Origin of the sequence: Pseudoalteromonas sp. MMG006 (assembly GCF_018101025.1) — a bacterium.
Lineage (GTDB): Bacteria > Pseudomonadota > Gammaproteobacteria > Enterobacterales > Alteromonadaceae > Pseudoalteromonas.
In genome coordinates, this window is record NZ_JAGJEJ010000013.1 from 26927 (window position 1) to 47507 (window position 20581).

Below are 20581 nucleotides of genomic sequence, written 5' to 3' on the forward strand. Positions count from 1 at the left end.
TTATGAGCACCCACAACAATAATAAAATAACCGTAATTTGTGCCAACATACTCGACTTTGTTGACGACCCCGCCATAGCAGGCGAAAGCGCCCATCGCTATTTTGAAAAAGGCGCATTGGTTATTCAAAACGGCAAAGTCGTTAAGCTTGGTTACGAGCAAGACATACTGCCAAGCTTAGATAAATCAGCCACTATTATTCGCCACGATGGCAAATTGGTTATGCCCGGCATGATAGACACGCACATACATTTGCCGCAAACCGAAATGGTCGGCGCGTATGGCGAGCAGCTTTTAAGCTGGCTCACCGAATATGCCTTTCCAACCGAAAAAAAGTTTACCTGTGAGCATTATTCAAAAGATATATCTAATCGCTTTTTAGATGAGCTACTTAGAAACGGCACCACTACCGCATTGGTATTTGGTACTGTGCACCCGCAATCGGTAGATGCGTTTTTTAACGAATCTCAAAAACGTAATTTACGTATGATTGCCGGTAAGGTTATGATGGACAGAAACTGCCCAGATGACTTATCAGATTGCGCGCAAACCAGTTACGATCAATCAAAAGCACTGATAGAAAAATGGCACAATGTTGATAGGTTAAGCTATGCGGTAACGCCACGTTTTGCGCCTACATCAACCCCTGAACAACTACAAAAATGTACTCAATTATTAGAAGAATACCCCGACACCTACCTGCATACACACTTATCTGAAAACAAAGACGAGTGCGAATGGGTAAAAGGATTATTCCCAGAAGCAGAAGATTACCTTGGCGTTTACGAGCAAGCTAAAATGGTGCGTAAACGCTCGGTATTTGCCCATAGTATTCATTTATCTGAACGTGAGCTTTGCTGCCTTGCAGATCAGGGCGCGGCCATATCGCACTGCCCTACCTCTAACTTATTTTTAGGCTCTGGCTTATTAAATTTAAAGAGATGTGAAGAGCACGGAATAAACGTGGGTATGGGTACCGATGTAGGCGCAGGCACAAGTTTTTCTATGCTACAAACAGGTAACGAAGCTTACAAAATCCAGCAATTACAAGGTCAAAAGTTTTCAGCATTTAAAGGCATGTATCTCGCTACTTTAGGTGGTGCACGGGCGCTTGATTTAGAAGGCACTATAGGTAACTTTGCTATTGGCTGTGAAGCCGACTTTATAGTAATGGACTATGCGGCTACCTCATTTTTAAAATTCAGAATTGGCCATGCAAAAACCCTGCATGAGCAACTTTTTGCCATGATGATGCTAGGCGATGATCGCTGCATAGAACAAACCTACATCATGGGTAAAAGCGTGTATAAGCGCGATGCAAAAGAGCAGTTTTCAACAACCCATTCACCGCAATTAGAAGAGGCTTAACCTAATGGAAAACTATTTATTTGAGCTTGCCCATTTAGTCCTGCGTTATTTTCATGTGATTGCGGGCATAGCATGGATTGGGGCGTCGTTTTATTTTGCATGGCTTGATAATAACTTACAAACTCCGCCACAGTGGAAACAAGACAAAGGCATAAAAGGCGATTTATGGGCCGTGCACGGCGGTGGCTTTTACGAAGTGGCTAAGTATCAAAATGGCCCTGAAGAAATGCCGCATACCCTGCACTGGTTTAAATGGGAAGCCTACACAACGTGGATCACCGGTATTTTATTATTTAGCCTACTTTATTATGTTGGCGCCGATGTTTACCTAATCGATAACAGTAAAAGTGAGCTAAGTAAATTTGCCGCTATTGGCGCGTCGCTTGGCTTTATTAGCTTAGGGTATGGTGTTTATCGATTATTGTGCAAAACCCCGCTCGTTGAAAACGGTAAAGCGTTTATTGCTGTGGTTATTGGCATATTGGCCCTTTGGACTTACGGGGTTGACCAGCTATTTAGTGACCGCGCTGTATATATTCATGTAGGTGCGCTTATTGGTACGTGTATGGTTGGCAATGTGTACCACATTATTATGCCAGGGCAACGCTACATGGTAAGCGAAGTAGAAGCTGGCCGTATTCCTGATTCAGCACCAGGTTTAAAAGCAAAGCTGTGCTCTATTCATAATAACTACGCTACGTTACCTGTGGTATTTATTATGCTGAGCAACCACTTTCCTTATACCTACAGCCACAGCTTTGGCTGGCTTATATTAATTGCGCTATTTGGTATTGGCATGTGGATACGCCATTACTTTAACTTAAAGCACCAAGGTATTAATAAACCTTCGGTACTTATAAGTGGTATTGCCGCCTTTTTTGCCCTAATGCTGGCTATAGCTCCGTGGCCTAGCAGCTCAACAAATGCAGGCGAAAACGCACCTTTACAAGCAAGCATTACCGACACTCAAGCGTGGGATATAATCAGCAAGCACTGTACACAGTGCCACAGTGACACACCTACATCAAAACTTTTTCAAACAGCGCCGCTTGGCTTTAAGCTCGACTCACTTGCTGATGTAAAAAAAGCCAGCACGCTTATTCATACCCGCGCGGTTATAACCAAAGACATGCCATTGGCAAATATGACCAAAATGACTGATGCAGAGCGCGAAACGCTAGGCTCTTGGCTCACAACGCTTAAAAAGGAGCAATAACATGAGCGAGCAATTTAAACACTACCCGCGCGATTTAGTTGGTTATGGATCACAGGTGCCCCATGCAAATTGGCCCAATAAAGCCCGCATTGCTGTGCAAGTGGTATTAAATTACGAAGAAGGCGGCGAAAACTGTGTATTACATGGTGATGCAGCGGCCGAAACATTTTTATCTGAAATAGTCAGCGCTCCACATGTAGAAGACCGCCATATTAGCATGGAGTCTATTTACGAATATGGCTCGCGAGCAGGTGTATGGCGTTTACTTAAACTCTTTAAAAAATACGATATACCGGTCACCATTTTTGCCGTGGCGATGGCGCTTGAGCGCCACCCCGATGTAGCTAAAGCTTTTGTTGATGCAGGGCACGAAATAGCAAGCCATGGCCTACGCTGGATTAATTATCAACATATAGATAAGCAAACCGAGCGCGAGCACATGCAAAAAGCCATTGAGATCATTCAAACGCTTACTGGTAAAAAGCCCACAGGCTGGTACACCGGGCGTACAAGCCCCAACACAGCAGCCCTTGTGGTAGAAAATGGCACATTTTTATATGATGCCGACGATTACAGCGACGACTTACCCTTTTACAGTATTAAAGAAGGTAAACCACAATTAATAGTACCTTACACCCTTGATGTAAATGATATGCGCTTTGCAGCTGTGCAAGGTTTTAACGCCGGCGATCAGTTTTATAATTATTTGAAAGATGCCTTTGATACGCTTTATGAAGAAGGTGACCCACAAGGCGAAAACGCCCCAAAAATGATGTCGATAGGTTTACATTGTCGCTTAATTGGCAGACCAGGAAGAATAAAAGCATTAGCAAGGTTTTTTGAATATGCCAGCGCGCATGAGCAGGTATGGTTTGCCACGCGCGAACAAATCGCCGAGCACTGGCTTAAAACCCACCCGTATAAAAAAGCCTAGTTATCTATTCAAAATACACTCTAATAGCTTATTCCACCTATCATAAAACACAAAAAGCCCAGCAAAGCCGGGCTTAAGGGCACCTCAGGAATACTAAATTATTTAACCAACGGTAGTAAGACCGATATGTAACGCTGAGCCCAGTTAGCTAATTCAATTCGATTACGAGAGTTGGTTTTTTTAAACGCGCTGTACAAGTGAGTTTTTACAGTGTGATCGCTAATATTAAGCTTATCAGCAATAATATTATTGCTCGCTCCTTGTGCAATTAAGTGAATAACCGACTTTTCACGCTTAGTTAAATGAGCGTAATCATCTTGCTTACGCTCTACCTTATCTTTTAAGCTACTAAATGAAGTCGTCACAGCGAGTATATCGTTAAATGCTTGAGAAATGACCTTACGAGTAAACCAAAGCTCTCCGGCACTTACCCTTACTAATCCTTTAAAAATATCTTCAGGTTCGTCTGATTTATAAAACACACCATTTATATGATTTAGCAATAAGTTTTTTTCACAAACACTGTCTTTGTCTACGTTAAAAATAACAATACAGTGTTGTTTGGCAAGGCATATTAAATCAGCAGGTATCAGGTCATGCCAATTGTTTTTAGAACCATCAATTAAAAATAAATAATACTGGCTACGCTGTTCAGCTTTGGGCAAAGTATCGTCCATTTTGATGTCGCCAAAAAGCGCCTGTATAGTTTTTAGAATGGTTGTGTAACTTTCACTGTGAAAAGATGATTGGAATGTGGTTTTTACAAAAATAGCCTGCTGCGACATAAATCTCATCCTTGAAATGTTTAAACTACATTACCGAAATTACTCCAAAGTTACAATGCGATTTTGGTATGAGAAACTGCATGTTTTTCACTAACACTATTAGATTAAACTATTACATAACATAACGTTACAAATAAAATAGCATCCTAACCCGTTAATATCCATACATCTAATCAGTATGTTTAACTGGGCTGTACTTATAATATTTCTTAATACATGCAACGTTAATTAGCGTTTAGCGAGTCTATAATGAAGTCAAAAAATATTTATATAGATAGAACCTATGTCGAAGCTCTTAAACTACCCTTACTTTATATTTTCCTTTAACTTATTAAGTGCATCTACCGAAAAACCACGGTCGTAAAAATATAAAATTTCGCCACTGCTATTTATAAGTACTACACGCGAGTTGTTTGGGCTTTCATTGCCTGTGAATTTTTGAACAGCGTCACCATCTTTGTAAATAGTGATCACCCCACCCCATAACTCTTTAGGAATACCTTTGCGCATCCCATTGTCTATAAATGTGCTAAACATACGCGGTGCCATACCGGCGATAGTAGGTAGCTCGTAGGTAGGAATCGACACCCCAGCCATGTCTAACCCTATTAACCAGCGGTCTATATCAAACTGGCTATCTTGCTTGTAGCCAAGGAGTAAAAGTGTTTTAGCTGCTTTAAAATCATTAGGAATAGAGACATTTTGTTTTTCTAGGCTTTCGCCGCTAATACTTGGAAAGTGCTCACCCTTTACCTGCTGATTTGGGTATTGAGCAGAACACGCACTCAACAGCAAAAATGCAAACACACTTATTATTAATTTGAACATATCTAGCCCTAATTTTATGAATATCATAACTTTACGTTTAATGTAGTATTTAAGATCTAAAAACTTAGTTTAGATAAAAACGTTTTAGATTTAGCGGCCGTCACAGGCTTTCCATACATCCACCTTGTCCGTTAATGCGCACCTGATGTTTTTAATGTAGCACCTTGTTCAAAGGTTTCTATGCCCTCTGCCACACAGGTGTAATCAAATTTATATACAAGCTCCATAATATTAGGGTTCATCGACGCTTTGAAACCCTCAGTCGCTATATCTTGAACGAATGTTCGGTCGATTTTAAGTTGATGAAAACTCAAATTTTGTAAATTTCTCAAATGTGAGTAATCGGTACCAAAGCCATCTAACGACAAATAAAAACCAGACTCAACCAAGGTTCTAAACTGAGCGAGGGCAATACGTGTATCAAGGTATTCATCTTCCGTGATTTCTAAACAAATGATTATTTGAAAAAACGTACTCCAAGGTAGATGCAGCGCTGTACAATAATTAGCATTATTACTATTGCACGCTTGACCCGTTTCATAAGATAAAAAAGAGACTACCCATCAGACTAAACAGCCCTTTTTACCTGCCAGATAGTAATATCGCGATTGAAGTGGGGAATTACATGAATTTCATTAAATTCAGCCAGATAGACTTAATCACCACCCGTTAACCGACCTATTATATTTGCCATTTTGTGACTGATATCTACATGCTCTTTTGCATTAAAATGAATACCGTCCTCAGCTGATACCTCAATCGAACTCAAACTTAAACATTCGTATTTATGATTATCAGCTATTTTCTTAAATTCGTTAAACAGCGATTTTAGCTTGGCATCGGCGCCGTTATAAATGCGAGCATATTGTCCAGTTAATCTTATTTTAGCAGGGCAAATAACAACAACCTGAGGCACAGGGTTACTCTTTGATTGATAATACATTTTTATGGCATTAATTAAGTCGTTTAACCCGTTTGCAATTGTGCTTGGCGTTAAATCAAAACGTTTTTTTAGATCGTTAGTACCCAATGCAATTATTATAAAATTAAGCTCATACGCATCTAAATAAGGTTTTAAGTAACTAACACCGCTCAGCACACCGTCAAACGGCGGATTATTTACCAAAGTACGATTTGGCTGCCCAGCCTCTATCACATTAAAACCAGCCCCTAGGTTTTTATTTAACAGTGATGTCCATCGAGTATTTTCATCAAAACGTTTACCCGTTTTAGGGTTTAATCCCCATGTATTTGAGTCACCAAAGCAAAGTATATTTTTTATTATTTGAGTCATTAAAATGGATTGAGCGTATAACCTAGTTGTTGAAGTTGCGCGTGAGCAGTCATCGCTGAAAGCGACATTTTTACACCATCAATTAAAAGCGCTGGCGTTACTTTAAAGTGAGTAGCCGATTGCCCGCATACATACACTTTAGTGTTATTAGCAAGTAACTGCTTAATTAAGGCTTGGTTTTTATTGCCGGCACTAAAGCGCTTTTTATATTCGCTATTAGCTAATACATCAACACTTGCGCTGCCGTGCACAACTAATGCAAGTTGTATGTTTTCAGGCTTTACGCCATGCGCTACATGCATGTTGATAAAGCGCGCAAGCGAATTTATTGAATTATTTTGCGTGCCTTTTTCAGCGCCATCGGCAACATCAAATGCTATTTTAAATACCGTAGAGCTATTAATTTTATCGTGTTCGGGTACATCATAATAATTACCAAACCCTTTAATTGGTTGCTCAGCTGCATTTATTAAAGGGCTAAAAAGTAGCACTAACCATAGTAAATATTTCATAAAACTATCCTTTGTTTTTTAAGCATATTACTAAACTACCAGAGACAACCAAAAAAGGCTGCAATTTAAGCAACCTTTTGGGTACTTTTATGGCTGTGGTTAATAAACTGCATGCCTAAATAGCTAAACGTATTTTTAAACTGCTCTATAAAACAGGCGGGGGCTTCACTTGATGAGGCATTAGAAAGCACCGAAAAATGCTTACTGCGTAAACTACGAAGTTTAGGTTTTAATGCTTCATCGTCCATATAATCGGTTATTCTATCAATAAATAATTTCATTTGTACTGTGGTGCTGTACCAATAAACGGGTGAAGCAAACACCCAATGGTCATACGTTAAAAGTGCTTCAAATACTGCGTAAAAGTCATCGTTTTTATAGTTTTTACTGTAGCAGTATGGCGCAATTTTATAATCATCTAAGCATATTACCCGCACATTATTTTGCTCAGCAAAGCTGTTAACGTGCGCCTGTGTATTGCCATTTTTACGTGCGCTTGAATAAATAATAACCGTGCTACGCTCAAGTTTTTGTTGCATTTAGTTAGCTCCTTTTTTAATGTTGAAAGAAGCTTAAAACCTCAAGTTATATTGAGGTCAAACGGAAATTAAAAATAATGCAAACAGATCAAAAAAAACTAACAGAGGCCAACTTAACGGTTGGTTATGTCGCCAAGCGCAGCGGCGTAAAAGTATCAACCCTGCACTTTTACGAAACAAAAGGGCTAATACGTAGTTGGCGCAATAGCGGCAATCAACGCCGCTATAAAAAAGACGTACTACGCCGTATAGCGGTAATAAAAGCTGCACAAGCCATGGGAATAACGCTTGATGAAATTAAACACACCCTAGCCACATTACCTGATCAGCGCACACCCACACAAAAAGACTGGTCAGCCCTTTCAAAGCAATGGCAAACACAGCTAGATGAGCGCATAGCGTATATGCAGCGTTTGCGCGATCGCGTTGATGGATGTATTGGCTGTGGGTGTTTATCTATGAGTAAATGCCCTATCTATAACAAAAACGACCACTTAGGCGAAAACCAAAGTGGTGCTATTTTGTTAGAGCAAGATTGAGGGCTAGATTAAAGTTAATCTAAGCCGCTTAGTCCCTCTCTCGCCGCTCGGTATAGAGCACCTAGGGTTGAATCGAATACCGATTTTATAAAGCTATATGTAAGCTCCACCGCTTTACTAATTACTTTGCCAGCAAACACTAACATATGCCCTAGTAAACCTAAGGTTTGTGTTGCAAACGAGGCTGAAGCCTTCGCTATTTTATCTAAAGTACGCGCCAACATATCGTAAAAAGTAAGCCCAGTACCAATAGCAGCTTGGGCAGCAACTGCACTGTAATAGCCGGCATCTTTTAAAAGTGTGACTAACGCAGCCCCTAGTTTATCAGCCCAGTGGGAAGTAAAAGAGGCTTGATTTCTATCTTCAAACTTCAAACGTACAGGGGTACTCAAAAAATGATTAGCTTGAATAGTTAAGTTGTTCCAATTATTACTATTGGCTGTGTTTATATAGCCAGGCGTACCATTGAGGGTATGGGCAGCACCTTTTAAACCTTGCCCATTATCTAAGCGAATTTCTTGACCGCTATAAGGTGCATGCGAGAACGGCCACAAAGGTACCTTAGCAACTGGGTCTGCACCATGAGTACAGCGGTAAATTTTATCAATTCTTGATGTCGCAGCCCGAGAGAAGTTTTCAAGCCCAACGCGCGGTGAGCCAAACGTATATAGCTTTACAGGTATTGAATATTCAGCTCTAATCCAATCAGCAGAAAGCGTCGCTAATGCACCACCTAAGCTGTGGCCAACTAAATGAATACATTCGATTACTTTATCTTTAATATTAGCTTCAACAAACTCTCTTAACGCTGGTTTCATACTATAAAAGGTTTTATTAAACCCAGCATGCACCATACTGCCGTTTGAGCCTCCACTTAAACCAAAATGGCCATCAGTTAAGCCATCTCTTAGCGAGTTAGTACCTCGAATTGTTATAACCGAATCACCCTGATAATCGCCAAGCCCATGCCCTACTAAAGCAAAACCCGTACTTAAATTAAACAAATGGGAGAAAAAACCGCCTGTTACACCTTGTACTGCGCCAGGGTTAACTGAAAAGTTAAAATTGTCGCGCAAAGATGCATGAAGTGAACGATGAAGTAAGTTAGTGGTTTTAATGCTTTTTGCTTTATAAGCAAGGTTAGCTAACTGTACCGCTTGGGTTGGCGTCAAAGTATTCATATAAGTTCCCTTTAAATTAATAGTTAAAGTTTACATGATGTGTAAATCGCAAAAGCGTGGCTGGTATCTTCTTTAATTGGAATATCGTATGTTTGCGGCTCTTTAGAAATATCACACTTCAAGTGTGCAAGAAGCTCTTTAAGTGTGTCACTTTTTTCATGAATTGAAACAAGCGTGTACCACAAAACAATTCCTTCTGGCGTGCCGTTTTCTAAATAAATATGCTGAACCAACGAGTCGTTATCAAACATATTAGAGGGCTTACCTGTTTTTATTGTTTTTTCTGTAAAAGTAAAATAACCGTGTTCGTCTGTTGTGGTTTCGTCAACGTATTCATCGCCATAGGTGAGTGAGCGCATTACTTTAGTGTTTGCAACTGGCTGCCCAGCATCTAATAACTGCCCCTTTACTGGAGCCGATAAATAAAATTCTTGTTTATTAAAAAAGCCAAACATATCCGCACAAGCCTGTGATGTAGTAAAAAAAACAACGGCAATAGAGACTATTACCAACACAAAAATTTTTAAACGCGATAAAAACAAAGCAAACTCTCTCCCAAGGCCTAGCTATAGACTACTTAATGTATATGGCTAATTAATTACACCAGCCATATTTATACTGAAAAGTAGGGGTCTAATTAGGTACAATTATACTGCATGTTTTTTAATCAAAAAACAATCACTAATCTAATTATAAAATAGTGTATATATTAATTTACCAATGCCACTAAACATGATGCCGCCCATAAGCAAAAAGCCATACATAAAACTAATAGCACCCGCTGAAGGATCGCTCCTTTTATCAATTTCTATACATGCCGTGCACACAACAAAAAATATAAAAAAGTTTGCGATAACGCCTAAAATAAAAGCATGCCCAAATAACGGTGATACACCTGCCAAAACTGCGCCCAATATTAAGAGCGAGCCTGAAAATGAATGTTTATTAAATCGGCTCTCAATTATTTTTATAGCTAATGTGGCTAGCATTAAGAGTAAAAAGTATAACGTTGGCCAAAACTGATAATATAAGTACCCCCAGTTTAAAAGCTCACCTGAATTTGATGAATAAGCTTGCTGGCCTATGTCGGCTGCTGAAGCATTCGCGGCATTTTCGGTAAAAAGATACCCTATCCCACCAATAATTAATTTTATAATCCAAAAAAATAAAAAGCTGGCAATAGTAAACCCGATAGCGTCATCCCTTGTTAATCGTTTTTTAGCTTTGCTTTTTACAATAGTGGCAAGCATTAAACCTAATAGGCATACACTTCCTAAATAAAGTACCGCCTGCCAAAACTCATCAGAATAAAATACGGCTAAACCAGGCGCTATAAATAGATACATAGCATCTTCGTTATCTAATGAACGGCTTGGAGTACTCCGATCTGACTCTTTAAAAAGAGCTAAATATACAAATAAAGGCTGTAAAAACAGCATTAAAATACTCGTGGTAATAAGGCTCATACATCATCCTTAATGAGAAAAACAAATGCAGCACACGTGCTGCATTAATATTAAAAATTGAGTGTGTAATTATGATGGGGGTTATAGGTTTATTTTTTGAAAATATGTTTTAAGTTTTAAAAGCCCCGACTCAAGTTCAAATTTTTGTATTTTAGGATTTTTGAATTTAAACCCATTTGAAATATGGGTATTAATCATTGTCGCCATGCCCTCAAACCCAGCTGGCGCAGTAGCAACTAAATCGCTCAACAAGGGCATTATAAGCACTTGATGCTCTTCTATTAAAGTTGGGTTCTCGTATATATCGTAAACAAGGTTAGTTAGTGTTTGTTGGTTTTGTTGTTCCATATTATTTCTATAGTGCCTTAGCTTAGGCGTTTATAGCTCCTTTGTGTATCAGTTTTAATTCAATGATTTATTTTTAATTGAGCTTTCTCTTTTGCTAACTGTAATAAACTAACAGCTTGCTCTTTGTCATAAGCTAAAGCGCTGTGTTCAATAACATATTGTGCATGCTCTTTTACTGCAAGCCAATTATGCTGCGATTTATATAAACTTGCTAACTCAAAATGCGCCGTTGTAACTAATGAATCTGGCAATTCTGTACCTAACGCTAAAAATTCTTTGTGAAGGGAAATTGCATTATCAATATCTTGCCCTACAAACATGCCACTTCCATATAACCAAGCTAATGTTGAATAAGCTTCTATCTCTTTTGCCGCAACCCGCTTTTTGGCTTCCTCTAATAATCGAGTCCCATCCCCAGTGTGAAGGCTTAAAGTAATCAATGCTTTCCAGTATCCCATGGAATAAGCTTTTTCACACCACTCCTCAAGATACTCTGGCGCGTTAATTAAGCTTTTATGACATTGCTGTGCGGCGGTTATTACAGTTAAATCTGGGTCATTTATATCTATAGTATTATCCCATCGAGGACCTGCGGCATAAATGGAAGGCGCCATTATAATTAACAATAATAATAATTTATCCATAAAATCACTTCCCTAAAGATTGTTCAGGAAGATGAACAGTATAAGAAGGTACTGGTGAAGGTAAAAATGCACCTTTCCTATAGAAATAAGTCTCTCTAAGCGGCTTTTTTAAGTCGCCTTCACCTTCACAAACTCCGCTATCTTTGCAGGTCATCCCACCAATATAGTCAATTATACTTATTCCACTGATTTTTAAATTAAGTAAAATAGAATCAACACCTATATGCCTATTACCAGCATTAAATGCATGGTACCGATGCATAAATGCAACAATACGGGAGCCTTTTTCAATTTTAAGGGTACTACTTAGTATGCTCGCCCACATTTGATTTCTTTGAATATGTGAATCAGTACATAAACCACCATCAGCGTCCTCCCAACTGCACCTACCATCAATTTTATCCATCACCTCAACGGGCATATCTAACGGAATAATTTTCATACCTAGAGAGTTAGCAGCTTTAACTAGTTCACCATAACCTGTGCTAGCAGCACCATTCCAATACCAATTTTCTCGAAAATGTTTGTAAATGACATCAAAACCTTTACCAGTACGTTGATAAAAATCTATTTTTTCTTTTATCTTTATAGGTAACATTTCCATCGCAAAATGAGTGAAACCCGCAGCTTTAAGTTGTTTTAGAGCCTTTATAGCCTCATATTTATAAGATACTGGATTATGGCTAGACTCGGCAATAATCACTAAGCGCGCGTTACCTGCCATTGTTCTGTAATTTACATCCGTGTTTATTTTACTCACTGTATTTCCTTATGTTTAATATTCTTAATATTATTCAAAAACCCAAGCTAGTCACACCAACCTGCTGGTGTGCGTGCTAGTTTAAGGGAAACTCTATTTTCATTAATCCAAGCATTAATAACAGGTGTAGGTTTAAACTCTGAACCCGTACCAGGCCAATAATAAGACCCGTTTAAACTCTTACAAAGTGCTAGGTAAATGGGCGCCGAGTTACACATTACATCTTCACCTCTCTCAACAAGCATCTCATAAGAAATCTGTTTATGAGTTGAGCCTTTATAGGTAGTAACTACATCAGCGGTAAAAACATGCCCTTGGGAACCATCAACCTCTTGAAAAAATTCTATTTTGATAATTTTTACTTTAGCTAAATAGTCAGCACGACTAACCGCTTTTCTAAAGTCATCAAGCTCTAATAAATTAGTATGTTGAGTATTAGAACAAAAAATAAAGCTTAATAAAATAGTGTGCGCGATCAGCGCTTTTAATTGGCTAAAAATCTTCAATAGAAGCTAATTTACTAATAGCGGTACTGTCACAAACCCAATATTTCTTTATATCATTCTTTTGTAGTGTGACTGTGTTTTCTTTTTTTACTGTATCAAACTCTTCGCTATAGTAATCACTTACTATAACTTCACTTTCTCCCCCATTAAAAGTTAAACTATGTTCAGTAACCAAAGAGCGATGATAGCTCGATTTTTCTACAGCTTTAAAGTCTGCTGAATCAATAACAGGGGCTACATTTATAGTAAATTCAGCTAAGTGAAATTTACTCCCTACTTTGTTAATAACCAGCTCAATAGGTGTTGGCACATCCGCATTACATTTAAATATAACCTGCGAGGCACCTTGAGCTTCATTATACGGTGCAATAAAAAACAAGGCTGTAATCAGAAAAAACTTACCAAGGTTACTTTTTATCATGCTTTTTAATACCCTTGGTAGTTCAATATTATAGTTATTTAGTAAATACATTACTTAATGCTTAACTGATACACCTGATAAATCAAAGTTATAAAGCGTAACTGAATCAATGGAGTGCTCTTCAACTAACTTAGTATTATTTACGCTAATAACCCCTTCATCAATACTAATATTGCTTACATTACTACTTAAAGTGAAATTAGGGAGTGCGTATAGCTCTGATTTGATGACTTGATATCCCTTTAGTACTTGCAATTTGTTACCTGCATAAAACTTTATTAATGCATAATAATTTTTGTCTTTTTCAAGCAATGTTATTTCTGGTGTATGACCTTTTAATCGAGTGGCAATAAAAGGGATCCCTTCACTAAAAGACAAGATGTAGGTATCCCTTGTAGGCAAGCAAATACCTGACTTATCTTTGTGGAGTAATTTAACTTGCTCAAACTTCAATGACTGCAATAGCCCTGTTTTGTCATCAACTTTTATAGGCTTAGTTACTTTTATATTTAAACATTCTGACGCGAAAGCGGTATGACTTATCGTTAATAGCAGAGTATAAATTAAGGCCTTAAAAACATTCATATACTTACTCCATATGTTTGCCAATTATGGATAAACTCTTGAACAGTTCCCTTTCCAAGTGGCGTATTATAATAAGTTTTCCAATACTGTGCCTGCGCATTAGTATCATTAGCTTCAGGTAAGGCAGCTGGCGCTCTTAAATAGTGAATTCTAGCAATGACGCATGCATAAGCATCATTCTCTTTTAGCTCCTTTAACTTATCTTCAGTAGTCATTAAGCTTTTAACTTTTAATGCTAACTCTCCTCTGTAACTTAGGTAATTATCCCAAATGTCATCATGAGTAACAGGCTCTATCTGAAAATAACTCAACGCAGGTCCACCGCCTAGTTGTTGACGATACTTCAATCGACTTTCTTGAATCGCCGTACCTAGCAATAAGATTTCTGCTTTTTTTGATGATAAACCGATTTTTAACAGCGTTGGTTTTATTATATTTTTCAAAAAAAGTTGGGGATCTTTCATTCCTGCTTTTTGAGAGTTATATAAGGCAAGCTTTTCATTAATTTTTCGAAACGTAGCATCATTTGGGTTTATTTTTCCATCAGGCCGCGCCGTATTTAATACTTTGCTTTGGAACAACTTAATAGCAGCAATAGTTTTGGAGTTTTCTGGGCGAGGGTTTAAGCGACCATCGACAACTAAAGCTTGTATAGGTGGAATAAGTTTTAGTAATTTATTCAAAGCCGTTTGTACAGTTTTTACATCATTTAAACTGTTAGCACCACCCAATCCAACAGATTGAGTTATTCTAATTGCTGCCATCGAAGCATCCTTTTCTTTAAAGTTATATTTTGAATTACAATGTGTTAGTCGTAAATCGGCACCTACTATTTAAAGTGGGTGTCTAGTTTATTTCTTCACCAATCACACCCGAGTTTACGACTTAAGACAGCCCGTCGAAGACATAGGTTTTAAAACCTGAGTGGGTGTTTGGGCACTTAAGTCGTAACATACGCTTATCCTGTATGTAATTCACTTATAATGAAACAAAAAGCGCACGCTAACCAAGGTTAACCAGATAAAGACACGAGATTAAATCTCGTTTGGGTGAATATTTTTTAGGTCCCTTGGTACGAAGCTCATTAGGAGCATGGCGCATGATAATCATGACACCATAGCTCGAATATATGTCAGTACCTGTGCTTTTCAGCAAGCTTGTGACGCATCATTACTGTGAAATGGGATACATGATAATAAAATAAAGGCATCAATTTTGATGTTTATACACCAGCTCGTCTTGACTTCAAGGGAGCGTCCATATATGTCTTTGTTATTTTTTGATACCAATAGTCTCTTCGCTAAACTCTGCGGTTGTACTGCGCTCAAAGTTTGAAAAACCACCTTCATCCTTCTTTTAAAAAAAACCATTTTCTATTTGATTAATTATCCAAGGTAATGCAGGTAGTGGATACTCAGATTGTGTGAGGCGTCTTTTCTTTTTCATTTTTGAATAAAAATCAGTAGATATTACCAAATAATTTTCTTTCTTTATAAGAAGTTTTTTCATCTGGAAACATTTCATAATTAATAGTTGAAAGGATTTCTTCATCTGTTTTCAAATTATTATGGTCTACTAACCCCAAAAGTGGCTGTATTTTTTACTCACTGTATCTACCCTTTAATGGATGTTAAACAAACAGTAGTAAGCTTACATATTGAAATGATGTCTTCTTATTTCTACCAAAGTAGTTTACGTCTCGGTAATCACACTTTTAATATAAGCATTAAAACGTTGAGGTTGAACTTCTTTAATTCCCACTATAATGTGTGTATTAATGTGGCATACGCCGCATTTTGTATTAACAACATAAGCTGGTAAATCTTCTCTAACTTCGACACTATATTCCGTTTCTATTATCAAATTTGAAGCTTTTGCAAAGTCAAGTAGTTCCTCTTTAATGGCATGCATCTCATTAAAGAAAAAATAAATCTGACTTTTGCAATTTGGGCATTTCACATGGAACTCTGACTCAAAAAGGCTACTTTCACTCCCCAAAAAAACAGAACGTAGGCGACTACTAGCACATATATATTTCATTTATAAATTTTCCTTATTATTAATTGGCCTCTTTTTCTTAATTTTATTTTTACTTTTCAAATTTTCAATTGAAGTTGGTAACTCATACTGGATCCCTCCCCCTGGTTGACCAAACCATGGGATTGCAGCCCCAGCATTCACTTCTAACGGCTCAAGCACTTCATATGCATTATAGTCTTTTTCCCTAGTTGAAGGTGGCAAAGCTCTGCTCGCAAATGAATTACCTTCTGGGGAGACAAATGTACCAAAATCACGAAACTCACCATTAGGATCTATAAATCCACCAAAGCGATCTATAGTACTCCCATTATTTACCTCTACTTTTTCTATACTTACGAAGCCTCTGTTTGGAGGCCATGCTTCAGGTCCGAGTAAATCCTGTAATTCAAGCCACTTTTGCTCTTTCCAGAGTTTGTAACCTATGGAGGCCTGTGAAACGTTAGAAAATACGCCTTTAGAGTTCTTCTGGAACGTATTCCAGCCATTTTCCTTACAACTCAACCCAAACGGATCCACCCAATTAACCGGGTTCGGTGCATATTGATAGTGATTTATCCCACCAACTAACCCTATCGGATCTTGATTTATAAAGCGTTGTTGTTTGGGGCTGTAGTAGCGGTAGCGGTTGTAATGTAAGCCGCTCTCTTCATCTAAATATTGCCCTTGAAAGCGGATTGGCTGAGTGAAGCTGCTTTCTTTATTAAAATTAGACTCAGCTTCTGGCTCTTCATAACCATACACATCAGCTTGGTTTTCCCACACGACTTCAGCTTTGTTGTTGGTAACAAAACGTGGGGTATTAAGTTGGTCTAGGTGATAGTAGTACACCTCGCCTTGTTTAATCAGCGCTACTGGGTGAAATTGATTTGGTAGGTTGATATACCAGGTATATTCACCGTGCTGGCATTCGCCGATTAACTGGTCGTTATCCCAAATGTAGTCAATTTTACCGTGCTCGGTGTGCTTGGCGATACGGCGACCTAATGGGTCGTAGTCGTATTGGGTGAGTAACTAACTAGACACCCACTCTAATTTAGCAAGCAAAGCTGAGTCACTAGATTTATTTTTTTAAGTCAATAATTGAGTTTTTGCGGCTGCATTACTTCTTTTCATATAGTAAATGAGCCATTTTCACCCTTAAACCTAAATTATAAGCATGAAAATAATTGCATAACTGCAATGTTAATTTTTAATATTGTGGTTTTTAATCTAGGCAAGTAGCTTTACACAGTTACTAATATTCGGGTGAGTAACTAACTAGACACCCACTCTAATTTGGCAAGCAAAGCTGAGTCACTAGATTTATTTTTTTAAGTCAATAATTGAGTTTTTGCGGCTGCATTACTTCTTTTCATATAGTAAATGAGCCATTTTCACCCTTAAACCTAAATTATAAGCATGAAAATAATTGCATAACTGCAATGTTAATTTTTAATATTGTGGTTTTTAATCTAGGCAAGTAGCTTTACACAGTTACTAATATTCGCGCGTCGTTTTCTGTTTAAATTTTCGCAGTAACCTGCTTGTGAAGATGGCTTACCAACAGCACCGTGAAATACGCGTGTAAATTGCGTAGTCAATTTTAGCCAGTTTTCTGGCGATATATTTAATCTTTCTAGCAAAGGAAGGTTTATATTATCAATATACCCGCGTTTATCCTTTCGCATTATTCGTCCTGTTAATTCAACCAGTTCAAGGTACGATTTAAGTTCAAACGGTAACCCTTTTGGCATTATTAGGCGCGACATACCTGCAAAGCGAAGTAACTGCTTAGGTTGCTTACCTTCTATTGCACTTGTTAAGCGCCTTTGAACACTTGTATGGTTAGAGTCTTCTGGTGTATTTGCCATTTTAGATCTGATGGGGTTTAAGTCTACATAGGCCATACACGCTGCAAGTGCCGCTTCATCAAGGAGAGCTTGCGATTTAAACCTACCCTCCCAGAACCTTCCTGTACAGTTATCTTCTTTATTTGCTCTACGCGCTATATCTTCATTTAATAGGCGCATAAACCAGCTGATACTTGCTAAACGTTCTCGGTATTGTTTTACCGTTTGATTGAAAAAGATGAGCTCAACGTTACTTAGCTTTTCACCTTGCATGTATTTTTGCGTTAACAATGTGCCTTTACAGAGTTTATGCCAGCGAATAACAATCGCTTTGTCATTTAATCGATTCGCTTTTTTATCATCAACATACAGGACTAAATGGGTGTGGTTACTCATTACTGCATAAGCACAGACGTCAATACAAAATATCTTAGCTAACTCAAGCAGCTTATCTTCAACCCACCCTCTTCGATGCGCGTAAGACTTGCCAGTAAAATGGTCTTCGCCGCATAAAAATGCACGCCGAACACAACGCGAGATACAGTGATAATATTTAGTATCAGCCAAACTTACTTGACGTTTTCTTGCGATTGCCATAAGACACCCTGCTTGTTTTTTACACTTACAAAAGCCTAGTACTTAGTTAGCCAAACTGCAAAAATTAGGATGGGTGTCTTGTTTATCTTGTGCTGGGGTTGTTTTTTAGCGTAAAAGAAGCAACGTCTTGGAATGTTAAATTTGTGATATTTATACATACCATAATGAACAGCTAACTTTCAGGTGACTTGCAATACAAATTTTCTAGGGCTGCAATCAGTGAACGATCCGGCACTAAGGAGTGAACAGAAACTAGGTGCAGAATGGATGAGTCTACAATAAAATTTATTTCTCCATCGGGTATTCTGTACTCATACTTGGATATGACTTTATTTTCCTTATGTAATAAAAAGTTTTTTTCATTACATATAGGGCAAATTGCTATATGGCGTCTTTTATTAATTACCTCTGCCTTATCTAGAGCATCCAAAAACCACTTCAAAAAAGTTTCTTTCTCTGAATTTGATTTAAACTCAGTACTCATTAAATCTAAATTGATTTTACGATCATTTGGCTTATGTGAAATCACTCACAGCTCCTTGTTAATACCGAGCCATGCACTAAGCACAGCTCACTTTGCCTATAAGTTCACTTCCGAAGACAGAAAATCATAAAAAAACAACCCTTCTTCTTCATGTTCATCAAAAATCTCTTTACCTGCAAGCATATAAGCTTTTAACAGTGAATTTTTACTACTATCTTTATCCCCAAGTTGGTAATAACATTGCCCTATTCTAAAGTGGATAAATGCATTTTCATTTGCTTCAGGATAATTTAAGGCGTCCAATAAAGAGTCTAAAGACTTTTCATATTCATCAATCATGTAAAAACTATCACCAATCGAAACTTTGAGCCATAGTACTTCATTCCAATCTTCATCAGGGTCAATGATTAAATCAAGCGCTTTTTGCCAAATGGCTATAGCGCCTAAAAAATCATCTTCATCGAACAAGTCATTACCTTGTTCGCAATACCGCTCTATTTGATCATGAATATCCATTATTTATACTCACTATAGAAAGTTTTATACTTCTTCGGCTGACTAACAAAGCAGCGCCCTTTAGATATTGTATTCGCTTTATCAAACCACATTTTTGCTAGCTCTAGCTCACCTTGCTCAAAATAAATGGCTCCCTTTAAGAATATAGGTCCATCATCATAGTCATCTAGATGATCTGAGTTCAAGAGTTCATCCACTATCTTATGAGAATTTTCATAAAAGCCTAACTCCTTATACATTTCGCAAATTCCAGATACAAAGCTGAGAGTTACGTCCCAGTCGAATTTAGGCTCAGGTAATAACTCCCATGCTTTTTCTGCTTGCTCTTTCGCCGTATTAAGATCTTTTTTTTCTAATGCTTCATAGGCCGCGATATAGAGTGCATCAATTTCATCTCTCAAATTTACAGGTAAGTTTTTCATATCTATCCTAGTGGTGGTTTATAGCTATCTGGGCGAGGGTTTGAGCGACCATCGACAGCTAAAGCTTGTGTAGGAGGAATAAATTTTAGTAATTTATTCAAAACCGTTTGTACAGTTTTTACATCATTTAAACTGTTAATCCCACCCAGCCCAACAGGTTGAGTTATTCTGATTAATGACATCAATAAAGTCCTTTTAGAGTTTTTATATAGCTCGTTTAATATTTAAATATAAGTTAGTGAAAGATGGAAAGTTCAACCTATCCCTTATCTATTTCTTTCAATGTATTTAATAAAATATCGTTACCATTTTTAGAGATAAAATTTGCATGTATATATAACCTATCTTTTTCAGTAAGATATATATTAGTGTTTGATATATTAGTGTTTGATATATTTGTTAAATAGCTTTTAACTAATTTTGATTCGTTGCTACCCGGGCTCCTAAAGAGCGTTGACCCTTCCAATCTATCTCTATTTTTTAAAGCAAAAAACGCTGAAAGATTGGCCATAAAATGTGTCAAATCTTCTTTAGTTACTTCTAAAGACTCCAAAAATTTTATAAAAGCGTCATCGAAAACTTCAGCGTTATCATTACTCGCTTTTAAAAAAGATTCGACATGCCCGCCAAGGTTTGCACCATGATTATGTTGGTCAAAGTCAGTGGTTCTTACAAAGTAGTTTTTTTCTCCACGAAAAAAGCTATTTGTCTCATTCGTTTTTAAAGCAGCTGCAAATAAATTATTCATATGTAACCTAACTAAAGTAA

The 20581-nt window shown here is 37.7% G+C and carries 27 protein-coding genes and 1 pseudogene; 4 read left to right on the plus strand and 24 right to left on the minus strand.

The features are described from left to right. Positions 1-2 precede the first annotated feature (2 nt). From guaD to puuE, 3 genes are read left to right on the plus strand one after another with little or no spacing between them, the layout of a single operon-like run. Positions 3-1367: a guanine deaminase gene (gene guaD / locus J8L73_RS12860; protein ID WP_211017615.1), complete on the plus strand. Its 1365-nt coding sequence runs from the start codon at positions 3-5 to the stop codon at positions 1365-1367. 4 nt (positions 1368-1371) lie between these two features. Beyond that, positions 1372-2583, plus strand: a complete 1212-nt coding sequence (locus tag J8L73_RS12865; protein ID WP_211017617.1) for a urate hydroxylase PuuD — start codon at positions 1372-1374, stop codon at positions 2581-2583. Position 2584: 1 nt separating this feature from the next. Then, positions 2585-3517: an allantoinase PuuE gene (puuE, locus tag J8L73_RS12870; protein ID WP_211017627.1), complete on the plus strand. Its 933-nt coding sequence runs from the start codon at positions 2585-2587 to the stop codon at positions 3515-3517. 98 nt (positions 3518-3615) lie between these two features. On the opposite strand, the gene J8L73_RS12875 is transcribed toward puuE, so the two are convergent. The 6 genes and pseudogenes from J8L73_RS12875 to J8L73_RS12900 all read right to left on the minus strand — a co-directional run bounded on the left by J8L73_RS12875 (position 3616) and on the right by J8L73_RS12900 (position 7475). Further along, complete coding sequence (locus J8L73_RS12875) at positions 3616-4302, minus strand: LuxR C-terminal-related transcriptional regulator (RefSeq protein WP_210999867.1); 687 nt, start codon at positions 4300-4302, stop codon at positions 3616-3618. Positions 4303-4608: 306 nt separating this feature from the next. Continuing rightward, a complete protein-coding gene (locus J8L73_RS12880; RefSeq protein ID WP_210999868.1) occupies positions 4609-5130 on the minus strand; it encodes a hypothetical protein in 522 nt (173 codons plus the stop codon). Positions 5131-5186: 56 nt separating this feature from the next. Further along, positions 5187-5594: pseudogene (locus J8L73_RS12885) on the minus strand (EAL domain-containing protein); the annotation flags it as partial. A 191-nt stretch (positions 5595-5785) separates the two neighbouring features. Then, complete coding sequence (locus tag J8L73_RS12890; protein WP_247659652.1) at positions 5786-6424, minus strand: SGNH/GDSL hydrolase family protein; 639 nt, start codon at positions 6422-6424, stop codon at positions 5786-5788. After that, positions 6424-6936: a DsrE family protein gene (locus J8L73_RS12895; protein ID WP_211017629.1), complete on the minus strand. Its 513-nt coding sequence runs from the start codon at positions 6934-6936 to the stop codon at positions 6424-6426. Before J8L73_RS12895 ends, J8L73_RS12890 begins: the two co-directional genes overlap by 1 nt. Before the next feature lie 65 nt (positions 6937-7001). After that, positions 7002-7475 carry a flavodoxin family protein gene (locus tag J8L73_RS12900; RefSeq protein WP_211017631.1) on the minus strand — a complete coding sequence of 158 codons (474 nt, stop codon included), beginning with the start codon at positions 7473-7475 and terminating at the stop codon, positions 7002-7004. Positions 7476-7552: 77 nt separating this feature from the next. On the opposite strand from J8L73_RS12900, the gene soxR reads away from it, so the two are divergent. Further along, positions 7553-8014, plus strand: a complete 462-nt coding sequence (gene soxR, locus J8L73_RS12905) for a redox-sensitive transcriptional activator SoxR (protein WP_211017632.1) — start codon at positions 7553-7555, stop codon at positions 8012-8014. A 14-nt stretch (positions 8015-8028) separates the two neighbouring features. On the opposite strand, the gene J8L73_RS12910 is transcribed toward soxR, so the two are convergent. From J8L73_RS12910 to J8L73_RS12995, 18 genes are all read right to left on the minus strand, one after another. Further along, the gene (locus tag J8L73_RS12910; RefSeq protein ID WP_211017634.1) at positions 8029-9195 is read right to left on the minus strand and encodes a lipase family protein; all 1167 of its coding nucleotides are present in this window, start codon (positions 9193-9195) and stop codon (positions 8029-8031) included. Between the two features lie 23 nt (positions 9196-9218). Further along, positions 9219-9650 (minus strand): transthyretin-like family protein, encoded by a 432-nt coding sequence (locus tag J8L73_RS12915; RefSeq protein WP_247659653.1) that lies wholly within the window; start codon positions 9648-9650, stop codon positions 9219-9221. Positions 9651-9881: 231 nt separating this feature from the next. Then, entirely contained in the window at positions 9882-10661 is a 780-nt protein-coding gene (locus J8L73_RS12920) for a hypothetical protein (RefSeq protein WP_211017636.1), read from the minus strand. 81 nt (positions 10662-10742) lie between these two features. Continuing rightward, complete coding sequence (locus J8L73_RS12925) at positions 10743-11009, minus strand: hypothetical protein (RefSeq protein WP_096042758.1); 267 nt, start codon at positions 11007-11009, stop codon at positions 10743-10745. A 59-nt stretch (positions 11010-11068) separates the two neighbouring features. Next, the gene (locus J8L73_RS12930; protein ID WP_211017638.1) at positions 11069-11653 is read right to left on the minus strand and encodes a hypothetical protein; all 585 of its coding nucleotides are present in this window, start codon (positions 11651-11653) and stop codon (positions 11069-11071) included. A gap of 4 nt (positions 11654-11657) precedes the next feature. Continuing rightward, the gene (locus J8L73_RS12935) at positions 11658-12413 is read right to left on the minus strand and encodes a ChaN family lipoprotein (RefSeq protein ID WP_211017640.1); all 756 of its coding nucleotides are present in this window, start codon (positions 12411-12413) and stop codon (positions 11658-11660) included. A 47-nt stretch (positions 12414-12460) separates the two neighbouring features. After that, entirely contained in the window at positions 12461-12919 is a 459-nt protein-coding gene (locus tag J8L73_RS12940; protein WP_211017642.1) for a hypothetical protein, read from the minus strand. Next, entirely contained in the window at positions 12906-13391 is a 486-nt protein-coding gene (locus tag J8L73_RS12945) for a hypothetical protein (RefSeq protein ID WP_211017644.1), read from the minus strand. Before J8L73_RS12945 ends, J8L73_RS12940 begins: the two co-directional genes overlap by 14 nt. Before the next feature lie 3 nt (positions 13392-13394). Beyond that, positions 13395-13925: a hypothetical protein gene (locus tag J8L73_RS12950; RefSeq protein WP_211017645.1), complete on the minus strand. Its 531-nt coding sequence runs from the start codon at positions 13923-13925 to the stop codon at positions 13395-13397. Beyond that, positions 13922-14689, minus strand: coding sequence for a hypothetical protein (locus tag J8L73_RS19380; RefSeq protein ID WP_247659654.1), 768 nt, complete (start codon positions 14687-14689; stop codon positions 13922-13924). Before J8L73_RS19380 ends, J8L73_RS12950 begins: the two co-directional genes overlap by 4 nt. 928 nt (positions 14690-15617) lie before the next feature. Further along, entirely contained in the window at positions 15618-15965 is a 348-nt protein-coding gene (locus J8L73_RS12960; RefSeq protein ID WP_211017647.1) for a hypothetical protein, read from the minus strand. Continuing rightward, positions 15966-16727: an RHS repeat-associated core domain-containing protein gene (locus J8L73_RS19460; protein ID WP_348771980.1), complete on the minus strand. Its 762-nt coding sequence runs from the start codon at positions 16725-16727 to the stop codon at positions 15966-15968. Between the two features lie 689 nt (positions 16728-17416). Continuing rightward, complete coding sequence (locus tag J8L73_RS12970) at positions 17417-18391, minus strand: transposase (protein ID WP_211017649.1); 975 nt, start codon at positions 18389-18391, stop codon at positions 17417-17419. 172 nt (positions 18392-18563) lie between these two features. Continuing rightward, positions 18564-18920 (minus strand): hypothetical protein, encoded by a 357-nt coding sequence (locus tag J8L73_RS12975; protein ID WP_211017650.1) that lies wholly within the window; start codon positions 18918-18920, stop codon positions 18564-18566. Positions 18921-18971: 51 nt separating this feature from the next. Further along, a complete protein-coding gene (locus J8L73_RS12980) occupies positions 18972-19391 on the minus strand; it encodes a hypothetical protein (protein WP_182719977.1) in 420 nt (139 codons plus the stop codon). Next, positions 19391-19813 carry a hypothetical protein gene (locus J8L73_RS12985; protein ID WP_182719978.1) on the minus strand — a complete coding sequence of 141 codons (423 nt, stop codon included), beginning with the start codon at positions 19811-19813 and terminating at the stop codon, positions 19391-19393. Before J8L73_RS12985 ends, J8L73_RS12980 begins: the two co-directional genes overlap by 1 nt. A gap of 2 nt (positions 19814-19815) precedes the next feature. Then, on the minus strand, positions 19816-19995 hold the full coding sequence (locus J8L73_RS12990) for a hypothetical protein (RefSeq protein ID WP_211017652.1): 180 nt from the start codon (positions 19993-19995) through the stop codon (positions 19816-19818). Positions 19996-20072: 77 nt separating this feature from the next. Further along, on the minus strand, positions 20073-20561 hold the full coding sequence (locus tag J8L73_RS12995) for a hypothetical protein (RefSeq protein ID WP_211017653.1): 489 nt from the start codon (positions 20559-20561) through the stop codon (positions 20073-20075). Between the last annotated feature and the right edge of the window lie 20 nt (positions 20562-20581).

What these genes read in the sequence shown, in the direction of transcription:
- guaD (WP_211017615.1), top strand. Translation starts at nt 3, where the DNA reads ATGAGCACCCACAACAATAATAAAATAACCGTAATTTGTGCCAACATA.
- J8L73_RS12865 (WP_211017617.1), top strand. Translation starts at nt 1,372, where the DNA reads ATGGAAAACTATTTATTTGAGCTTGCCCATTTAGTCCTGCGTTATTTT.
- puuE (WP_211017627.1), top strand. Translation starts at nt 2,585, where the DNA reads ATGAGCGAGCAATTTAAACACTACCCGCGCGATTTAGTTGGTTATGGA.
- J8L73_RS12875 (WP_210999867.1), bottom strand. Translation starts at nt 4,302, where the DNA reads ATGTCGCAGCAGGCTATTTTTGTAAAAACCACATTCCAATCATCTTTT.
- J8L73_RS12880 (WP_210999868.1), bottom strand. Translation starts at nt 5,130, where the DNA reads ATGTTCAAATTAATAATAAGTGTGTTTGCATTTTTGCTGTTGAGTGCG.
- J8L73_RS12890 (WP_247659652.1), bottom strand. Translation starts at nt 6,424, where the DNA reads ATGACTCAAATAATAAAAAATATACTTTGCTTTGGTGACTCAAATACA.
- J8L73_RS12895 (WP_211017629.1), bottom strand. Translation starts at nt 6,936, where the DNA reads ATGAAATATTTACTATGGTTAGTGCTACTTTTTAGCCCTTTAATAAAT.
- J8L73_RS12900 (WP_211017631.1), bottom strand. Translation starts at nt 7,475, where the DNA reads ATGCAACAAAAACTTGAGCGTAGCACGGTTATTATTTATTCAAGCGCA.
- soxR (WP_211017632.1), top strand. Translation starts at nt 7,553, where the DNA reads ATGCAAACAGATCAAAAAAAACTAACAGAGGCCAACTTAACGGTTGGT.
- J8L73_RS12910 (WP_211017634.1), bottom strand. Translation starts at nt 9,195, where the DNA reads ATGAATACTTTGACGCCAACCCAAGCGGTACAGTTAGCTAACCTTGCT.
- J8L73_RS12915 (WP_247659653.1), bottom strand. Translation starts at nt 9,650, where the DNA reads ATGTTTGGCTTTTTTAATAAACAAGAATTTTATTTATCGGCTCCAGTA.
- J8L73_RS12920 (WP_211017636.1), bottom strand. Translation starts at nt 10,661, where the DNA reads ATGAGCCTTATTACCACGAGTATTTTAATGCTGTTTTTACAGCCTTTA.
- J8L73_RS12925 (WP_096042758.1), bottom strand. Translation starts at nt 11,009, where the DNA reads ATGGAACAACAAAACCAACAAACACTAACTAACCTTGTTTACGATATA.
- J8L73_RS12930 (WP_211017638.1), bottom strand. Translation starts at nt 11,653, where the DNA reads ATGGATAAATTATTATTATTGTTAATTATAATGGCGCCTTCCATTTAT.
- J8L73_RS12945 (WP_211017644.1), bottom strand. Translation starts at nt 13,391, where the DNA reads ATGTATTTACTAAATAACTATAATATTGAACTACCAAGGGTATTAAAA.
- J8L73_RS12950 (WP_211017645.1), bottom strand. Translation starts at nt 13,925, where the DNA reads ATGAATGTTTTTAAGGCCTTAATTTATACTCTGCTATTAACGATAAGT.
- J8L73_RS19380 (WP_247659654.1), bottom strand. Translation starts at nt 14,689, where the DNA reads ATGGCAGCAATTAGAATAACTCAATCTGTTGGATTGGGTGGTGCTAAC.
- J8L73_RS12960 (WP_211017647.1), bottom strand. Translation starts at nt 15,965, where the DNA reads ATGAAATATATATGTGCTAGTAGTCGCCTACGTTCTGTTTTTTTGGGG.
- J8L73_RS12970 (WP_211017649.1), bottom strand. Translation starts at nt 18,391, where the DNA reads ATGGCAATCGCAAGAAAACGTCAAGTAAGTTTGGCTGATACTAAATAT.
- J8L73_RS12980 (WP_182719977.1), bottom strand. Translation starts at nt 19,391, where the DNA reads ATGGATATTCATGATCAAATAGAGCGGTATTGCGAACAAGGTAATGAC.
- J8L73_RS12985 (WP_182719978.1), bottom strand. Translation starts at nt 19,813, where the DNA reads ATGAAAAACTTACCTGTAAATTTGAGAGATGAAATTGATGCACTCTAT.
- J8L73_RS12990 (WP_211017652.1), bottom strand. Translation starts at nt 19,995, where the DNA reads ATGTCATTAATCAGAATAACTCAACCTGTTGGGCTGGGTGGGATTAAC.
- J8L73_RS12995 (WP_211017653.1), bottom strand. Translation starts at nt 20,561, where the DNA reads ATGAATAATTTATTTGCAGCTGCTTTAAAAACGAATGAGACAAATAGC.